General features: G+C 61.4%; 15 protein-coding genes. All 15 read left to right on the top strand.

Translation table 11 applies throughout. The features are described from left to right. Positions 1-5 precede the first annotated feature (5 nt). Complete coding sequence (gene rpsT, locus AAAT03_RS04625; RefSeq protein ID WP_022094714.1) at positions 6-272, top strand: 30S ribosomal protein S20; 267 nt, start codon at positions 6-8, stop codon at positions 270-272. A gap of 96 nt (positions 273-368) precedes the next feature. Continuing rightward, positions 369-2,180: a translation elongation factor 4 gene (gene lepA / locus AAAT03_RS04620; protein ID WP_117776228.1), complete on the top strand. Its 1,812-nt coding sequence runs from the start codon at positions 369-371 to the stop codon at positions 2,178-2,180. Between the two features lie 4 nt (positions 2,181-2,184). After that, positions 2,185-3,228, top strand: a complete 1,044-nt coding sequence (gene dusB / locus AAAT03_RS04615) for a tRNA dihydrouridine synthase DusB (RefSeq protein WP_349102695.1) — start codon at positions 2,185-2,187, stop codon at positions 3,226-3,228. Positions 3,229-3,230: 2 nt separating this feature from the next. Further along, entirely contained in the window at positions 3,231-4,463 is a 1,233-nt protein-coding gene (gene hemW / locus AAAT03_RS04610; protein WP_195404096.1) for a radical SAM family heme chaperone HemW, read from the top strand. A 58-nt stretch (positions 4,464-4,521) separates the two neighbouring features. Continuing rightward, a complete protein-coding gene (locus tag AAAT03_RS04605; RefSeq protein WP_349102694.1) occupies positions 4,522-5,625 on the top strand; it encodes a DnaJ domain-containing protein in 1,104 nt (367 codons plus the stop codon). Positions 5,626-5,706: 81 nt separating this feature from the next. Continuing rightward, on the top strand, positions 5,707-6,855 hold the full coding sequence (gene dnaJ / locus AAAT03_RS04600) for a molecular chaperone DnaJ (protein WP_117776231.1): 1,149 nt from the start codon (positions 5,707-5,709) through the stop codon (positions 6,853-6,855). Between the two features lie 9 nt (positions 6,856-6,864). Then, the gene (locus tag AAAT03_RS04595; protein ID WP_117776232.1) at positions 6,865-8,157 is read left to right on the top strand and encodes a MiaB/RimO family radical SAM methylthiotransferase; all 1,293 of its coding nucleotides are present in this window, start codon (positions 6,865-6,867) and stop codon (positions 8,155-8,157) included. Next, positions 8,138-9,124 carry a PhoH family protein gene (locus AAAT03_RS04590; RefSeq protein ID WP_349102693.1) on the top strand — a complete coding sequence of 329 codons (987 nt, stop codon included), beginning with the start codon at positions 8,138-8,140 and terminating at the stop codon, positions 9,122-9,124. Before AAAT03_RS04595 ends, AAAT03_RS04590 begins: the two co-directional genes overlap by 20 nt. Continuing rightward, positions 9,121-9,630, top strand: a complete 510-nt coding sequence (ybeY, locus tag AAAT03_RS04585) for an rRNA maturation RNase YbeY (RefSeq protein ID WP_117564282.1) — start codon at positions 9,121-9,123, stop codon at positions 9,628-9,630. Before AAAT03_RS04590 ends, ybeY begins: the two co-directional genes overlap by 4 nt. 9 nt (positions 9,631-9,639) lie before the next feature. Next, on the top strand, positions 9,640-10,017 hold the full coding sequence (locus AAAT03_RS04580; protein ID WP_117635248.1) for a diacylglycerol kinase family protein: 378 nt from the start codon (positions 9,640-9,642) through the stop codon (positions 10,015-10,017). Between the two features lie 12 nt (positions 10,018-10,029). Then, the gene (era, locus tag AAAT03_RS04575; RefSeq protein WP_187361808.1) at positions 10,030-11,097 is read left to right on the top strand and encodes a GTPase Era; all 1,068 of its coding nucleotides are present in this window, start codon (positions 10,030-10,032) and stop codon (positions 11,095-11,097) included. Between the two features lie 15 nt (positions 11,098-11,112). After that, complete coding sequence (recO, locus tag AAAT03_RS04570) at positions 11,113-11,862, top strand: DNA repair protein RecO (protein WP_161154657.1); 750 nt, start codon at positions 11,113-11,115, stop codon at positions 11,860-11,862. Positions 11,863-12,000: 138 nt separating this feature from the next. After that, positions 12,001-12,279 carry a 30S ribosomal protein S15 gene (gene rpsO, locus AAAT03_RS04565; protein WP_035138510.1) on the top strand — a complete coding sequence of 93 codons (279 nt, stop codon included), beginning with the start codon at positions 12,001-12,003 and terminating at the stop codon, positions 12,277-12,279. A 149-nt stretch (positions 12,280-12,428) separates the two neighbouring features. Next, on the top strand, positions 12,429-14,675 hold the full coding sequence (locus tag AAAT03_RS04560) for a polyribonucleotide nucleotidyltransferase (RefSeq protein ID WP_349102692.1): 2,247 nt from the start codon (positions 12,429-12,431) through the stop codon (positions 14,673-14,675). Positions 14,676-15,314: 639 nt separating this feature from the next. After that, the gene (locus tag AAAT03_RS04555; RefSeq protein WP_349102691.1) at positions 15,315-16,985 is read left to right on the top strand and encodes a ribonuclease J; all 1,671 of its coding nucleotides are present in this window, start codon (positions 15,315-15,317) and stop codon (positions 16,983-16,985) included.

Genomic DNA, 16,985 nt, shown 5'->3' with positions numbered 1-16,985 from the left:
CAGAAGTGGCAAACATCAAGTCTCAGAAGAAGCGTATCCGCACCAATGAGGCAGCTCGCATGCGTAACAAGGCTGTCAAGTCCGAGCTCAAGACGCTGACCAAGCACGTCCAGTCCGCCGTCGCCGAGGGCGACGCCGAGAAGGCCCAGGCTGCGCTCAAGACCGTCACCAAGCGTCTCGACATGGCTGCCGCCAAGCATGTTATCCACAAGAACCAGGCTTCCAACCGCAAGTCCGGTCTTGCCAAGCTCGTGAACAGCATCAACGCCTAAGTTGTAAATTTCACACCACACAGATTACGCGCATAAATGGAGCCTGTTTTATGGAACAGGCTCCATTTTTTGTACCGCTCGGGTAAGATAGTCCGCATGAATACTTCAATTGACATTTCCCACATCCGCAACTTCTCGATCGTTGCGCATATCGACCATGGCAAGTCCACGATCAGCGACCGCATCCTCGAGCTCACCCATACCGTCGACGAACGCGACATGGAGTCGCAGCTGCTCGACACCATGGATATCGAGCGCGAGCGCGGCATTACGATCAAGTCCAATGCCGTCCGCGTTTCCTATGACGCCGACGATGGTGAGACGTATCAGTTCAATCTGATCGATACGCCGGGCCACGTTGACTTTACCTATGAGGTCTCGCGCTCGCTGGCCGCCTGCGAAGGCGCGGTGCTCGTCGTCGACGCCACGCAGGGCGTCGAGGCGCAGACCGTCTCCAACGCGACGCTCGCCATGAACGCCAATCTGGACATTGTGCCCGCCATCAACAAGATCGACCTGCCCTCGGCCCATCCCGACGAGGTTAAGACCGAGATCGAGGACGACCTGGCGATTCCCGCCGATGATGCCGTGTGCGTCTCGGGCAAGACCGGCGAGGGCATTCACGATCTGCTGGAGTCCATCGTCTTTTTGATTTCGCCGCCTAAGGGCGATGCAAACGCTCCGCTCAAAGCGCTCATTTTGGATTCGTACTTTGACGAGTATCGCGGTGTGGTGGCTACGGTGCGCGTCTTCGATGGTTCCATCAAAAAGGGCGATACCCTGCTTATGATGCAGGCCAAGGGCGACTTTTTGGTCGACGGCGTGGGCGTCAAGCGTCCTGCCGAGACCCCGGTCGACGCGCTGACCGTCGGCGAGGTTGGCTATGTGGTCACGGGTCTGAAGGACCCCGAGGCTGTGCGCGTGGGCGATACCCTTACGTGGGCTTCGAACCCCTGCCCCGAGCCTCTGCCGGGCTACCGCGAGGCCAAGCCCATGGTCTACACGGGCCTGTTCCCGATCGACAACAAGGACTACGAGAACCTGCGTGACGCCCTCGATAAGCTGCACGTCAACGACCCGTCGTTGGTGTGGGAGCCCGAGACCTCGGTGGCGCTCGGCTTTGGCTTCCGCGTGGGCTTCCTGGGCCTGCTGCACATGGAAGTCGTCAAGGAACGCCTGGAGCGCGAGTTCAACCTGGACCTCATTGCCACGAGTCCCTCGGTCGACTATCACGTCTACAAGACCGACGGCGAAATGATCGATGTCCGCAGTCCGCAGGACCTTCCCGAGGCCACACGCATCGATCGTATCGAGGAACCCTACCTCAAGGCAAAGATCATCTGCCCGCCTGAGTACACGGGTGCCGTCATGCAGCTCGCCATCGAGCACCGCGGCGTCACAACCGACATGATCCACCTGACGAGCAAATCGGTCGAGATGCGCTTCGATATGCCGCTCGCCGAGCTCATCTTGGACTTCTTCGATCAGCTCAAGAGCCGCACCAAGGGTTACGCCTCGCTCGACTATGAGTTCAACGAATATCGCCCCTCTGAGCTCGTCAAGCTCGACATCCTGCTTTCGGGCGACGAGGTGGACGCGCTTTCGTTTATCGTCCATAAGGACAAGGCATATGGCCTGGCCCGTGGCCTGTGCGACAAGCTCAAGGAGATCATCCCGCGTCAGCTGTTCGAGGTGCCCATCCAGGGTGCTATCGGCAACAAGATCATCGCCCGTTCCACCGTCAAGGCGCGTCGCAAGGACGTTCTTGCTAAGTGCTACGGCGGCGATATCTCGCGTAAGCGCAAGCTGCTCGAGAAGCAGAAAGAGGGCAAGAAGCGTATGAAGGCCATCGGATCGGTCGAGGTCCCGCAGGAGGCCTTTATGGCGATCCTCAAGGTGGACGAGTAGGTCTATGGCTCTTTCCGAATATAGTCTGCGGCTGCTGGGCGCCTATGCCGAGCAGCCGTTCCTTATGGCTCCCATGGCGGGCGTGACCGACCCTGCCTATCGCATCATGTGTCGCCGCCGCGGTGCCAACCTTGCCTACAGCGAGATGGTGAGCGTGGCAGGCCTTGCCTATGCCAGTAATAAGACGTGGCGCCTGGTGCTACCGGCCGACGAGGAGCAGCAGATTTGCGTGCAGCTCTTTGGCTCCAAGCCCGATCAGTTTGCGAGCGCCGTCGCCGCCGTCGAGGAGCGCGTTGGCGATCGCCTGTCATTGATTGATATCAACATGGCCTGTCCGGCTCGCAAGGTCGTTACCAAGGGCGAGGGCTCGGCGCTTATGCGCACGCCCGACCTGGCCGAAAGAATCGTCGAGGCAGCGGTGGGCGCGGCGCATGTTCCCGTGACCGTGAAGATCCGCAAGGGCTTTTATGCCGAGGACCGCAATGCCGCGACGTTTGCCCAGATGCTTGAGGGCGCAGGGGCTGCCGCAGTCGCCGTGCATGGTCGTTGCGCCACGCAGCTCTACACGGGCCAGGCCGATTGGTCGGTCGTCGATGAGGTTGCCGGCGCTGTCGAGATTCCCGTGATTGGCTCGGGCGATGTGTTCTCGGCCGAGGACGCTGCTGAGCATCTGCACGGCTCGGGTGCCAGCGCGGTGTTTATCGCGCGCGGCATCTACGGCAATCCGTGGGTGTTCGGCGATGCCCGAGCCCTTGCACTCGATGGCATGCCGGTTCCTTCTCGCTCCTCGGTCGAGCGCCTGGAGGCTCTGCGCGAGCACCTGACGTTGACGCATGAGCTTCTGCCGCTCATGTCGCGTGCTCGCACGTACGCAAGCTGGTACTTAAAGGGCATGCCCCATGCCGCCGCCTGGCGCGCTCAGGTGGTGCGTTGCTCTACGTACGAGGAGTTCATGGCGCTGGTCGATGATATCGAGCGCGACGTGGTGGTCTGCGAGGCCGCGCTTGCCGCCGGCGAGTCGGTGCCTGCTCATCCGCTGGAGGCCTAACGGTGGCCGTTACCGCGCTGTACGTGCACGTGCCGTTTTGCGCCCAAAAGTGCCGGTACTGCGACTTTGACTCGCGCAGCTTTGCTCCGTGCGACCTGGATGCTGCGCTCGATGCCTATTTTGAGCAGCTGTATGCGCGGCTCGATGCCTTTGGCAACGCTGGGGCACTCGGGCAGGTCCGCACAGTCTACGTAGGCGGCGGCACGCCGTCGCTGGCAGGGGAGCGCCTGGTGGAACTTGCCCGGCGTATCTCCATGTGGTGCAAACCCGTTGAATTTACTTGCGAAGCCAATCCTGAGTCCCTGACCGCTGAGCTCGCCACCGCGCTTGCCGAGGCGGGTGTCACGCGCATCTCTCTGGGCGTGCAAACCCTCGACAATACCGAGCTGGCCGCTATTGGCCGCATTCACGATGCTAATCGGGCACTTGCGGCTATCGCGACGGTGAAGGATGCTGGCCTCGATGTGTCGTGCGACCTGATGTGCGGCCTTCCCGGGCAGACGGCCGCAAGCTGGCGGAGCACGCTCGATGTCGTGTTGGCGGCGGCGCCTCATCATGTGTCGGTCTACCCGCTCACGCTCGAGGAGGGCACGCCACTCTATCGCATGGCGTGCCGTGACGAGTCGCTCGAGCCCGACGAGGATTTTCAGGCTTCGTGCATGGACGCGGCGCGTGAGCGCCTGGGTGCGGCCGGCTATCATCCGTATGAGGTGGCAAGCTACGCGCTCGATGGCCATGAGTGCGCCCATAACATTGCCTACTGGACCGGACAGGGCTACCTGGGCCTGGGTCGTTCTGCCGCGGGCATGCTCGACGACGAGGATTTCGACCGTCTTGCAGGTTTGTTCCCCGGCGTGTCTTCTCGAGGCGATGCGTACCGCGTGCGTCTGGTGCAACGTGACGATGACGCGACGGCGTTCGAGGCCGAATATCTGTCGCAGCGCGAGGCTGTCGCCGAAGACTTGATGCTCGCTTGTCGCATGACGCGCGGTGTTGCGTCCGACCTGTTGGCTCGTGCAGCTTGCGTCATCCCAACGGGCGAGCTGGCAGCTGCCTGCGATCGTGCGCTCGAATTGGGTCTTGCCACTTGGGTGCCCGAGACGCTCTGGGGTCATGAGGGACCCTTCACTTCGGCAGATGTCGTCGCGGGCCATGTTCGAGCTCGTCTGGCGCCGACCCATCTGGGCTGGCTCGATGGAAATGTTCTGTTCGAGCTGTTTTGGGATCTAGCTTAAGCCGCTCGGGTAGAATTACCGGAATATATACGCTGCTGTGAGCAGGAGGTTGCCGCGCATGGCGACGATGAACGAAAAAGATTACTACGAGATTCTGGGTGTCTCCAAGGACGCCACCTCGCGTGATATTCAAAAGGCCTTCCAGCAAAAGGCTCGTAAGCTCCATCCGGACGTCAATAAAGAGCCGGATGCCGAGGAAAAGTTTAAAGAGGTTTCCGAGGCCTACGCCGTGCTTTCGGATGAGCAAAAACGTGCGCGCTACGACGCCATGCGTTCTGGCAATCCCTTTGCCGGTGCTCCTACGGCTTCGCCCTATGGTGGCGGCTACGCCGGCAGCACGGGCTATGGCAATCCCTTTGAGGGCGGCTTTCCCTTTGGTGGCGCCTGGGGCCAGCAGCGTCGCGGCCAGGCTGCCTACAATCCCGAGAACGGCGCCAACGTGGTCGTCGATATCAAACTCGACGCCAAGGAGGCCAAGGGCGGTGCCCGCAAGACCGTCCGCTACACGCGCTTCGATACCTGTAGCAACTGCGGCGGCTCGGGCTCCGTTTCGTCTGAGCATGCCCATACCTGCCCGAGCTGCGGTGGCCGCGGCCACATCGACGTCGACCTGTCCTTCCTGTTTGGTGCGGGCACGTTCCAGTCGGTCTGCCCCGAGTGCGGCGGTTCCGGTAAGGTCGTGGCCGACCCCTGCCCCGATTGCGGTGGCAGCGGGCGAACCCGTGTGACCTCCGAGCAGACGATTGAGTTTCCTGCCGGCACGCACGATGGCGACGAGGTCCGCATTAGCGGCATGGGCCATGCTGGCACTAACGGTGCCGCGGGCGGCGACCTGGTCGGCCGCGCCCATGTTGAGGCCGAGCGCTTGGAAGGCAAAGCTCGTACTGGCTTTTACCTGATGGGCATTGTGGCGCCGTTTTTGGTGCTGTCGGCCATCTCGGGAGTGTTCTCGGCCTTTGCCGTGATGTGCTTTATTCCGTTTACCATGGGCCTGTTCATGGTGCTTTCGGACGGCGTGCTTCATCGCAGCCTGCTGTGGTGGAAGCGCGGTGCGATGCAGTTTGCCAACGGTTTTGCCAATGGCTTCATGTTCGCGCTCGTGTCGGTTTGGTTCGCGAGCTGCTCGCAACGGGCCATGCTTTCGCCTTACGGAATGCAATAACATCAAACCCTCTGTTTGCGGTTGGCCCAGCTTGGGTATAGGACGCACTGTGACAATAATGAAAGTCGGAAGGATTCGGTCGTGTCGGAAAATAGGGATTACTACGAGGTACTTGGCGTCGACAAGGATGCCGACGCGCGGACGATTAAGCGCGCGTTTCTAAAGAAGGCCCGTACCGTACACCCGGACGTTTCGGACGACCCCGAGGCCGAGGCCAAGTTCAAGGAGCTCAACGAGGCCTATTCCGTTCTTTCCGATGAGCAGAAGCGTGCTAACTACGACCGTTACGGCACTGCCGACGGCCCTGGTGGTTCGGGCTACGTCGATATCAACGATATCTTTGGTGGTATGGGCATGGACGACTTGTTCTCGTCGTTTTTTGGCGGCGGTGCCGGCGGTGGCGCCCGCAGCCGTCGCGAGCGTCGTCGCGGTCGTGACATGGCCATCTCGCTTTCGGTGACGCTCGAGGAGGCGGCGCTCGGCTGCAAAAAGACAATCAGCTATGACCGCCTTGCTCCTTGCGAGGACTGCAATGGCACCGGTAGGGCAGAGGGCGCACAGGAAAAGCAGTGCGGCCGCTGCCACGGCACGGGCTATGTCACGACGGTTCAGCGATCGTTTTTGGGCCAGGTTCAGTCTTCCTCGCCTTGCCCCGACTGCCATGGCGAGGGCACGGTTATCGACCATCCCTGCGAGACCTGCGATGGTCAGGGCCGCACGCCTTCGCATGAAAAGATTGACATCGATATTCCCGCCGGCGTTTCGACCGGTCGACAGCTGCGTGTGAGCGGCTTTGGCGAGGCCGGTCTTCGCGGCGAGCCTTCGGGCGACTTGATTGTCAACGTGCGCGTTGCCGACCATGAGCGCTTTAAGCGCAACGGTGACGACCTGTACCTGGTGAGCGATATCTCGATTGCGCAGGCTGCGCTCGGCTGCGAGATCGAGGTCGAGGGCATTATGCCCGACGAGGTCGTTAAGGTGTGCGTCCCCGCCGGCGCCCAGTACGGCGACACCGTGAGCGTCAATAATTACGGCATGCCGCGCATTGGCGGTGGCGGTTCGCGTGGCCGCTTGATCGTGCAACTGCGCGTGGTCGTTCCCACCAATCTTTCCAATAAGCAGCGCGAGCTGCTCCGTGCTTTTGCCGATGAGATGGGCGATGACGTCGCTTCCGGTAAGAAGTCGGTGACCGACCGTATCAAGAGTGCCCTCGACGATATCCTCGATTAAGGAGCCCGCGTGCTCGCACCCCATATTTCCGTCGTCAACCTCGGCTGCCGTGTCAACCGGGTTGAGTCTGACCGTATCACTGCCGATCTTATGCGCCTGGGTTTTGCTATGGTGGAGCCCCAGGATGCCGACCTGATCGTCATTAACACCTGTGCCGTTACGGGCGAGGCCGAGGCCAAGACCCGTAAGGCCGTTCGTCATGCGCTGGCCTATCCGGGCGAGCCTTACGTGGTCGTAACCGGCTGCGTCGTCAACCTGCATCCCGAGGAGCTGCTGGAGCTCTCCGATCGCGTGATCGCCGAGCCGTCCAAGATTGACGTCGCCGAGCGCGTCTGCGAGGTGCTGGGTGTTGAATCCGATAGCGTGCCCGCCTGTAGCGATGGCGACGTGGTCGATGCGCTCGGTCGCTCTCGCCTGGGCGTGAAGATTCAGGACGGCTGCAACCATCGCTGCACCTATTGCATTGTGTGGAAGGCACGCGGCCCCGAGCGCTCCGTGCCCGTCGAGTCCGTGCTCGAGCAAGTTCGCGAGGCCCAGGAGGCCGGCGTGCCCGAGGTGGTGCTGACCGGTGTGAACCTGGGTGCCTACGATGGCAAGAGCGCGACCGACGAGCATGTCGAAATCGATGAGCTGCTCGAGGCCATCATGGAGCGCACGTCTATTCCGCATGTGCGCATTTCCTCGGTCGAGCCCATGGATATCTCTGAGCGCCTGCTTAAGGTTATGGCGCGCTATCCGCAGCGTATCGCCCCGTTTTTGCACCTGCCCGTGCAGTCCGGCTGCACGGCGACCTTGCATCGCATGGGCCGTCCCTATAGCGCCGAGGCGTTTGAGGATACGGTGCGCATGATTCGCGCCAACTTGCCTCAGGCGTCCCTTTCGTGCGACGTCATCGTCGGTTTTCCCGGTGAGACGGATGAGGAGTTCGAGGAGTCGCTGGCGCTATGCCGTCGCGTGGGCTTTTCGCGCATGCATGTGTTCCGCTACAGTAAGCGTCCCGGCACACTTGCCGCCGATATGCCCGACCAGGTACCGCCAGAGGTTATGGCTGAGCGCAGCCGCCGTATGCGGGCCGCGGCGCAGGAACTCGCCATCGCCGATGTTCGTCGTCGCGTGGGAACCGTTGAGCGCGCCGTGCTCGAGTATGGTGACAACCTGACGCTCGGCTCGTTCCATCATGCCCGTCTTGACGATACCTGTGGACTTACAGCCCCGTGCCTGCTCGATGTTGCTATCATCGAAGTCGATGATTCCGGCTTGGTCCATGCGCGCAGGGAGGTTCATGGAAGCCTCGAAGATTAGACTTACCGTTCCCGAGGGGATTGATCCCTCGCGCGTTTTGGGCGCCGGCGACGGCGTCCTTCGTGCGCTCGAGAGCTTGGTTCGCGCCCACGTGGTCGCCCGTGGCGACAGTATCGCCGTGAGCGGTGACCCGGATGAGGTCGAGCTCGTGGTGCGCTTTTTTGAGCATGCTTTTCGCGAGGCGGCTGCCGGACGCACGCTGTCTGCCGACGATGTCTCGCGTTGCTTGGCTGTCCTGCGCGATGGAGAGCATGATGCCTCGTCGCTGCGCGATGACGTGCTGCTGTCGTATCGCGGCCGCGTTATTCGTCCCAAGACGCTCGGCCAAAAACGCTATGTTGACGCCATCCGCTCGCATACCATCACGTTTGGCCTGGGTCCCGCCGGTACCGGTAAGACCTATCTGGCCATGGCGCTCGCCGTTGCCGCGCTCAAGCGTCACGAGGTGGGTCGCCTAATCTTGACGCGCCCGGTTGTCGAGGCGGGGGAGAACCTGGGCTTTTTGCCCGGTACCCTCGAGGAAAAGATCGATCCGTACATGCGCCCGCTCTACGACGCCCTTTTTGACATGATGGATCGCGAGCGCACCGATGAGCTTATGGAACGTGGCGTGATCGAGATCGCCCCGCTCGCCTACATGCGCGGCCGTACGCTGAGCGATGCGTTCGTGGTGCTCGATGAGGCACAAAACACGACACCCGAGCAGATGAAGATGTTCCTGACGCGCCTGGGCTTCAACTCCAAGTTCGTGATTACCGGCGACTTGAGTCAGCGCGACCTGGTGGGTCGTCGTGGTGGCTTGGCGGATGTTGAGAAGATTTTGGGCCGTGTCGACGATGTGGCGTTTGCACACCTGGAGCGCGCCGACGTGGTGCGCCATGCCCTAGTGGGTCGTATCGTTGAGGCATATGATGCTTATGATGACGTGCGCGAGCAGCGCTCGCGCGACCGAAAGGAGTCCCGTTGAGTGTATTGATCAGCAACGATGCCGAGCTCGATACGCTGCTCGACGCGCAGGAGGTGGAGCACATCTGCGAGGTTGTGCTTGCCGCCGAGGGCGTTGAACGTGAAGTCGAGATTTCCCTTTCGTATGTCGACGAGGACGAGATGCACGAGCTCAACCACGAGTGGCGTGGCATCGACCGCACCACCGATGTGCTCTCGTTTGAATGCGACTCGGCCTTTGACGAGGATATTCCCGCCGACGAGACGCTCGAGCTCGGCGATATCATCTTGGCCCCGCAGGTCATTGCCCGTCAGGCCCCCGGCTTTGGCAATAGCCCTGCCGACGAGTGCCGCCTGATGCTCGTACACGGAATGCTGCACCTGCTGGGGTATGACCATATCGAGGACGACGAGGCCGAGGTCATGGAGGCCCGCGAGGACGCTATCCTGCGCGATCTGGCGCTCGAGCGCGGCGAGGACCCCAAACTCGTTCACGTTGGCCCCATCACCAATCATGCCCACGACTAGGAGCCGCTTATGATTCCCGGATCGAACAAGGACCATCCGTCCTTTTTAAAGTCGTTCTCCTACGCCATGGAGGGCTTCGTCACCGCTGTCAAGACCGAGCGCAACATTAAGGTTATGCTCGTAGCGGGCGTGTGCACCATCATTGCCGGCTGCATCGTGGGGCTCGACATTGCCGAGTGGGCCACGATTATCATCTGCTGCGGCCTGGTGATTCACGGCGAGCTGTGCAATACCGCCATGGAGGCCATTGTCGATCTGGCGACCCAGGAGCTCCATCCGCTGGCAAAACGCGCCAAGGACATCGCCGCCGCCTCGGTATACGTACTTTCAATCACCGCCGCGATTGTGGGCTTGCTGGTATTTGCCCACGCGCTCGGCTTTATTTAGAAAGGGATTCCCATGTCCGACAATATGCAGCCTATCGATGAAATTTTGGACGACGAGTCCCCGGATGCTAAGGCGACCGAGGCCTATGAGGAAGTCGAGGAGTTCGACCCGTTTGAGGGCATGAGCGACGAGGAACTCGACGCCCTGTGCGATGAGGACGACAGCCTCGCGGGCTTTGGCGACGTTGAGCCCGGTTTCCGCAGTGGCTTCGTGGCCTTGGTCGGCCGCCCCAACGCCGGTAAGTCAACGCTGCTCAACGCCTGCTATGGCAAAAAGGTCGCCATCACCTCGCCTGTGGCCCAGACGACCCGCCGCCGCATGCGCGCCGTCGTCAACCGCCCCGGCTACCAGCTGGTCTTTGTCGATACCCCGGGTATCCACAAGCCCAAGGACGGTCTAGGGTCCGAGCTCAACAAGAGCGCGCTGTTCGAGCTGAACGATGTCGATGTTGTCGCGTTTTTGATTGATGCCACTAAACCGATCGGCAGGGGAGACGCCTGGGTTGCCGAGCGTGTCAAGAATGCCCGTTCCAAGAAGGTCCTGGTGCTCACCAAGGCCGATGAAGCCGACCCCGCACAGGTCATGGAGCAGCTTAAGGCCGCCCACGAGCTTATGGAATATGACGACGAGATCGTGACGTCGTCGGTCAAGAACTTTAACGTCGATGCCTTCATCGAGACCGTTGCGCACTTTTTGCCCGAGGGTCCGCGTTGGTTCCCCGAGGACATGGGTACCGACGCTTCCGATGAGACGCTCGTTGCCGAGTTTGTGCGCGAGAAGGTCTTGCGCCGCACCCGTGATGAGATCCCGCACTCCGTGGGCGTGATTTGCGATGCGCTTGAGCAGACCAAGAAGGTGCTGCGCGTGCACGCCACCATTTACGTCGAGCGCGAGGGCCAAAAGGGCATCATCATCGGCAAGGGCGGCGAGATGATCAAACATATCGGCATCGACGCCCGTCGCGACCTTGAGCGCATCTTTGGCACCCAGGTCTTTTTGGAGCTGGACGTGAAGGTCAAGGCCGGCTGGCGTGACGACGAGGCCCAGATTCGCCGCTTTGGCTATAACGCCGAGGATTAGGGACACGCGGCGCGAATGGCAGGCTCCCGGACATATCGCACGATGGTGCTCGTCCTCGATAAGACGAAGCTCAAAGAGACGGACCTGATCCTGACGATGCTTGACGAGCGGGGTCGGCAGGTTCGTGCCGTGGCAAAGGGCGCCCGCAAACCCGGCGGACGCCTGGCTGCGCGCTGCGAGATGTTCTGTACCGTTGATCTGCTGCTTGCGCATGGACGGTCGCTCGACGTGGTTTCCCAGGCCGAGCTTATGGAGGCGCCGCTCGGCGCTGCTCCCGATTACGAGATGACATGCGCCGCAAGCGCGATCGCCGAGGTCGCGCGCGTGTGCTCGTTCGAGGACGCCGAGGACCCGTTTACCTTTGCCATCACGCAGCGGGCGCTCACACTTGTCGGCAGCGGGCTCGACGCGGCACATATGGACCTGCTCGTGGCGGCCTTTGTTTTTAAATTGCTGTCGCACGTTGGCTACCGACCCGATTTTTCGGCCTGCGTGCTGTGCGGAGACCCGATGCTGTCGTATTTTTCGCCCCAGGCGGGCGGCCTCATGTGCGGGTCGTGCGCGTCGAGCGTGCCCGGTGCCGAGCTGGTGTCGACCGGTGAGGTCGCCTGGCTGCGCGCCCTTATGGGCATGACCTTCGACGAGCTTATGGCTCAAAAGATCGACCCGCATACTGCGGCGTTTTTGCTCGGGCTTTCGCACGTGTGGGCTGCGACGCACACCGATCAACGTCTCCGTGCGATGGAATTCATGTTGGGTCGGTGATGATGCGCAGGCGCAGGCTGCTTGTGGTAACATACCGACCTGTTGGTACCTCGACCTTGGTTGCTCGCTCCACCGGCGGCTTCCCAGTCCGAGGCGAATCGAGTCGCCCGCGGGCGACGTAAAACGAAAGGTGAAACAATGACTGTTTCCAAAGAGCGCAAGGCGGAGCTGACTGCACAGTTCGGTAACACCCCGGTCGACACCGGCAACCCCAAGGTTCAGGTCGCCATCCTGAGCGAGCGCATCAAGGAGCTGACCGAGCACATGAAGTCCCACCAGAAGGACTTCCACACCCGTCGTGGCCTGCTCATGCTCGTCGGCCGTCGTCGTCGTCTTCTCTCCTACATCAAGAAGAACGACATTGTCGAGTACCGTGAGCTCATCAAGGCTCTGGGCATCCGCGACAACATCCAGTAGGATTTGTACATGCTAAGAGCGTCCTGCGCAGCGGGGCGCTCTTTTTGTGTAAGGGCGCGAACAATCACGCTCTGAAGCGTGGCGGGGGCAGGGGGCCCGCGTCACATGAGAAGCCCGCAGGCAAGGGGCCTGTGGGGTAAAGGAGAACAATGACACTCGTATCCAAGACCTTTGAGCTGTACGGCAAGACCTACACCTTTGAGTCCGGCGAGCTTGCCAAGCAGGCCACCGGCGCCTGTCTGGTCAAGCAGGGCGACACCACGATGCTCGACACCGTGGTCGTCTCCAAGGAGCGTAAGAACTACGACTTCTTTCCGCTGACCGTCGACTTCAACGAGAAGATGTACGCCGCCGGCCGCATCCCGGGTGGCTACCTCAAGCGTGAGGGCCGTCCCAGCGAGAAGGCCACGCTCACGGCCCGTATGATCGACCGCCCGATTCGTCCGAGCTTCCCGGACGGCTTCCGCAACGAGGTGCACATCGTCGCCACCTCGCTCGTCGCCGACCAGGTCAACCCCTTTGACGTCATCAACGTCATGGGTGCTTCCCTGGCAATGACGCTCGGCGGCGTGCCCTTCGAGGGCCCGCTTGCCTGCGTGCGCATCGGCCGTAACGTGGAGACCGGCGAGTTTATCGTCAACCCCACCTATGAGGAGCGCGAGAACTCCGACCTGGACCTGGAGCTGGGCGGCTCTGCCGACTTCATCTCGATGGTCGAGGCCGGCGCCGAGGAGATCTCCGAGGACGACATGCTCGCCGCCATGAAGTTTGGCCAGGAGGCCCTTGCCGCCTTCTGCCAGGCCCAGGACGAGTTTGTTGCCGAGTGGGAGCAGGTCAACGGCGCCATCGTCAAGAAGGAGTACCCGCTCGACCAGCCCGTCGAGGAGGTCCAGGAGCGCATCTTCGCCCACTACGACGAGATGGCCGCCGCCCTTCGCGATGCCGACAAGCTCTCCCGTATCGGTAAGGTCGAGGCTCTGAAGGAGTCCATCCGCGCCGAGTTCACCGAGGATGAGCAGGCCGCTTGGGAGCGCGAGATCCCCGTGGCGCTCAAGAAGCTCGAGAAGAAGGCCATGCGCACCATGGTCGTCGAGACCGGCGAGCGCGTCGACGGCCGTGCCGCCGACGAGATCCGTCCCATCATGGTGAAGGACAACTACCTGCCGCTCGTTCACGGCTCCGGCCTGTTCCAGCGCGGTCAGACCCAGGTGCTCTCCGTCCTGTCGCTCGGCATGCTCAACGAGGGCCAGCGTCTGGATACCATCGAGCCCACCGAGGGCAAGCGCTACATGCACCACTACAACTTCCCGCCCTTCTGCACCGGTGAGACCGGTCGCATGGGCAGCCCCAAGCGTCGCGAGATCGGTCACGGCAACCTGGCCGAGCGCGCCCTGCTCCCGGTGCTCCCCGACGAGAACGAGTTCCCCTACGCTATTCGCGTGGTCTCCGAGGTCATGGAGTCCAACGGCTCCTCTTCGATGGCTTCGACCTGCGGCTCCACGCTCGCCCTTATGGACGGCGGCGTGCCCATTAAGCGCCCGGTCTCCGGTATCGCCATGGGCCTGATCCAGGAGGAGGGCAAGACCGTGGTCCTGTCTGACATCCAGGGTCTCGAGGACTTCCTGGGCGACATGGACTTTAAGGTCACCGGTACCACCGAGGGCATCACCGCCCTGCAGATGGACAACAAGGCCACTGGCCTTACCTTTGACATCTTGGCCCGCGCCCTGCAGCAGGCCAAGGAGGGTCGCGCCTTCATCCTTCAGAAGATGCTCGATGTGATCCCCGAGCCGCGCCACACCACGCGCAGCACCGCCCCGCGTATCGTCTCCATCCAGGTTCCGACCGACAAGATCCGCGACGTCATCGGTTCCGGCGGTAAGGTCATCCGCGGCATCCAGGATGAGACCGGCGCTTCGGTCGACATCCAGGAGGACGGCACCGTCTTTGTCGGCGGTACTGGCGAGTCCGTCGATCAGGCTGTCGAGCGCATCAAGCTCATCATCAAGGTTCCCGAGCCGGGCGAGGAGTACACCGGTCGTGTGGTCTCCATCCAGCCCTTCGGCGCCTTCGTCAACCTGCTGCCCGGTAAGGACGGCCTGCTGCACATCTCCCGCGTCGCCAAGGGCCGCGTGGAGAAGGTCGAGGACGTCCTCAACGTGGGCGACGAGGTCAAGGTCGTCGTCATCGAGGTCGATGATCGCGGCAAGATCTCGCTCGATCGTCTTGACAAGCCTGAGGCTCCGGCTCGTGCCGAGGGTGCCTCCGAGGGCGACGGTGAGCACTTCCAGCGTCGTGAGCGTCCGCGTCGCGAGCGCTCCGAGCGCAACGACCGTCCGCGCCGTCCCGGTGACAACGGAGGCCGCAAGCCCCGCCGTCACCACGACGCCGAGTAACAGCCGTACATAAGCAGCTCATGCAAGGGCGACTCCTAAGGGGTCGCCCTTTTGCTTGCGCCCGGGAGGGCCGCATATGAAGTTTCCTGCTCTACAGTCCTGCACAAGACGGAAAGCACATTAAGTGCTTTCCTTTGCGTGCGGAGCTCGCGATAAACTTCATATGCGCCCCTCCCGGGCGCAAGCAAAAGGGCTGGTTAGTGCCGCTCGCAATTTAGTTAGACAGTCTATTCAGTAGTCAGATTTCAGATCTGTAGATAGCCGCAGCAGCATCTTCCCAGATAAAACCGACCAAAATAAACCTGTCCCTTTTTGGCAGGTTTCCCGTGGGGCGGGCACTGATGAAGTTTATCGCGAGTTCCGCACGAACAGGAGGCCACTTAATGTGGCCTCCGTCGTGAGCAGGACTGTAGAGCAGGAAACTTCATCAGTGCCCGCCCCACGGGAAACCGGCGGGATAGACCAGTTCAGATGGGGCTTTGATGCATGGGTGGTCTGTTGTTGTGCAAATGGGTATCATACTGTGGTTATTGCATCGACTCTGCGATGCATGTTTGTACGTTCCCGTCGGTCGGTTTGCCAGAAGCGCCCCGTCGGTTGTTCCAGACCCGTTTCGAAGAAAGGAAACCAAACTAACCTATGGCAACTAAGAAATCATCTCCCTTGAAGATTATCCCGCTTGGCGGCCTTGACGGCATCGGCAAGAACATGACGGTCTTCGAGTGCGGCGACGACATGGTGCTCGTCGACGCCGGTCTCATGTTCCCGGATGACTCCCAGCCTGGTATCGATCTGGTGCTTCCCGACTACACCTATGTTCTGGAGAACGAGGAGAAGCTCCGCGGTATCATCGTCACCCACGGCCACGAGGACCACACCGGTTCGCTTCCGTACCTGCTGCAGGACCTCAACAACAAGGTGCCCATCTTCTCGAGCAAGCTGACGCTTGGTTTCATCGAGGGCAAGCTCTCCGAGTTCCGCATCCGCGCACCCAAGTTCCGTGAGGTCAAGGGCGGCAGCCATGTCAACCTCGGCGGCATCTCGCTCGACTTCTTCTCGATGACGCACTCCATCCCCGGCGCTCTGGGCGTGTTTATTCGCACCAACCAGGGCACCGTTATGCACACCGGCGACTTTAAGCTTGACCAGACGCCCATCGACGGCGTCACGCCCGACTATGCCGCTATCAGCCGTTTTGCCAAGCAGGGCATCGACCTGCTGCTCTCAGATTCCACCAACGCCACGGTTCCCGGCTTTACCAAGTCCGAGGCCGAGGTTGGTCCCAACCTGTTGCACGCCATCAAGAATGCCCCGGGTCGCGTGTTCGTCGCGTCGTTCTCGAGCCACATCCATCGTCTGCAGCAGATCTGCGATGCCGCCCGCAAGTGCGGCCGTAAGGTCGTTGTGACCGGTCGCTCCATGCTCACGAACACCCGCGTGGCGCGTGAGCTGGGCTACCTCAACATCGATGACGCCGATATCATCGATGCCTTCGACATTGATAACCTGCCCGACGATAAGATTGTCGTCATGTGCACCGGTTCGCAGGGTGAGCCGCTGTCGGCCCTGTCCCGCATGGCCAATGGCGAGCACAAGACGCTCTCCATTCACGAGGGCGATACCGTTATCCTCTCGGCAACTCCTGTTCCCGGCAATGAGAAAGCCGTCCAGCAGGTCGTCAACAGCCTGGCCAAGCTCGGCTGCGACGTGTGGGATAAGAACCGCGCTCTCGTCCACGTCTCCGGTCACGGTAGCCAGGAGGAGCTCAAGCTCCTGATGGTCATGGCCAAGCCCACGTACTTTATGCCGGTTCACGGTGAGGCCGTGCATCTACGCGCCCATGCCCAGCTGGCCCGTAAGATGGGTCTCAAGGACGATCATATCTTTATCCTCGATAACGGCGACACGCTCGAGATGCGCGGCGGTATCGTCAAACGCGGTACGCCCGTCGAGTCCGGCGTCGTCTATGTCGACGGCCTGCGCATCGGCGATACCGACCCCATCGTCCTACGCGATCGCCAAAAGCTCGCCAACGACGGTATGGTCACGGCCGTTGCCATCGTCTCGCTCAAGCACAAGAAGATCGAGGCCATCGAGTTCTCGGGCCGCGGTGTCTCGTTTGCCATCGACGACCAGTTCTCCGAGGATGCCTCCGCATCCATCATGAAGACGATCGAGAAGGGCAAGTTTAGCTTTACCAGCAGCGGCTCCGATGCCATTCGCAAGGCCGTGCGCGATTCGCTCTCCAACTTTATATGGAGCCGTACGCGCACCCGTCCGATGATCATTCCGGTCGTCATGGAGGTTTAG

Origin of the sequence: Collinsella sp. CLA-AA-H167, assembly GCF_040095305.1 — a bacterium.
Lineage (GTDB): Bacteria > Actinomycetota > Coriobacteriia > Coriobacteriales > Coriobacteriaceae > Collinsella.
Note: the sequence above shows the minus strand (reverse complement) of the source record. Positions and strands in the feature narration are given on the sequence as shown.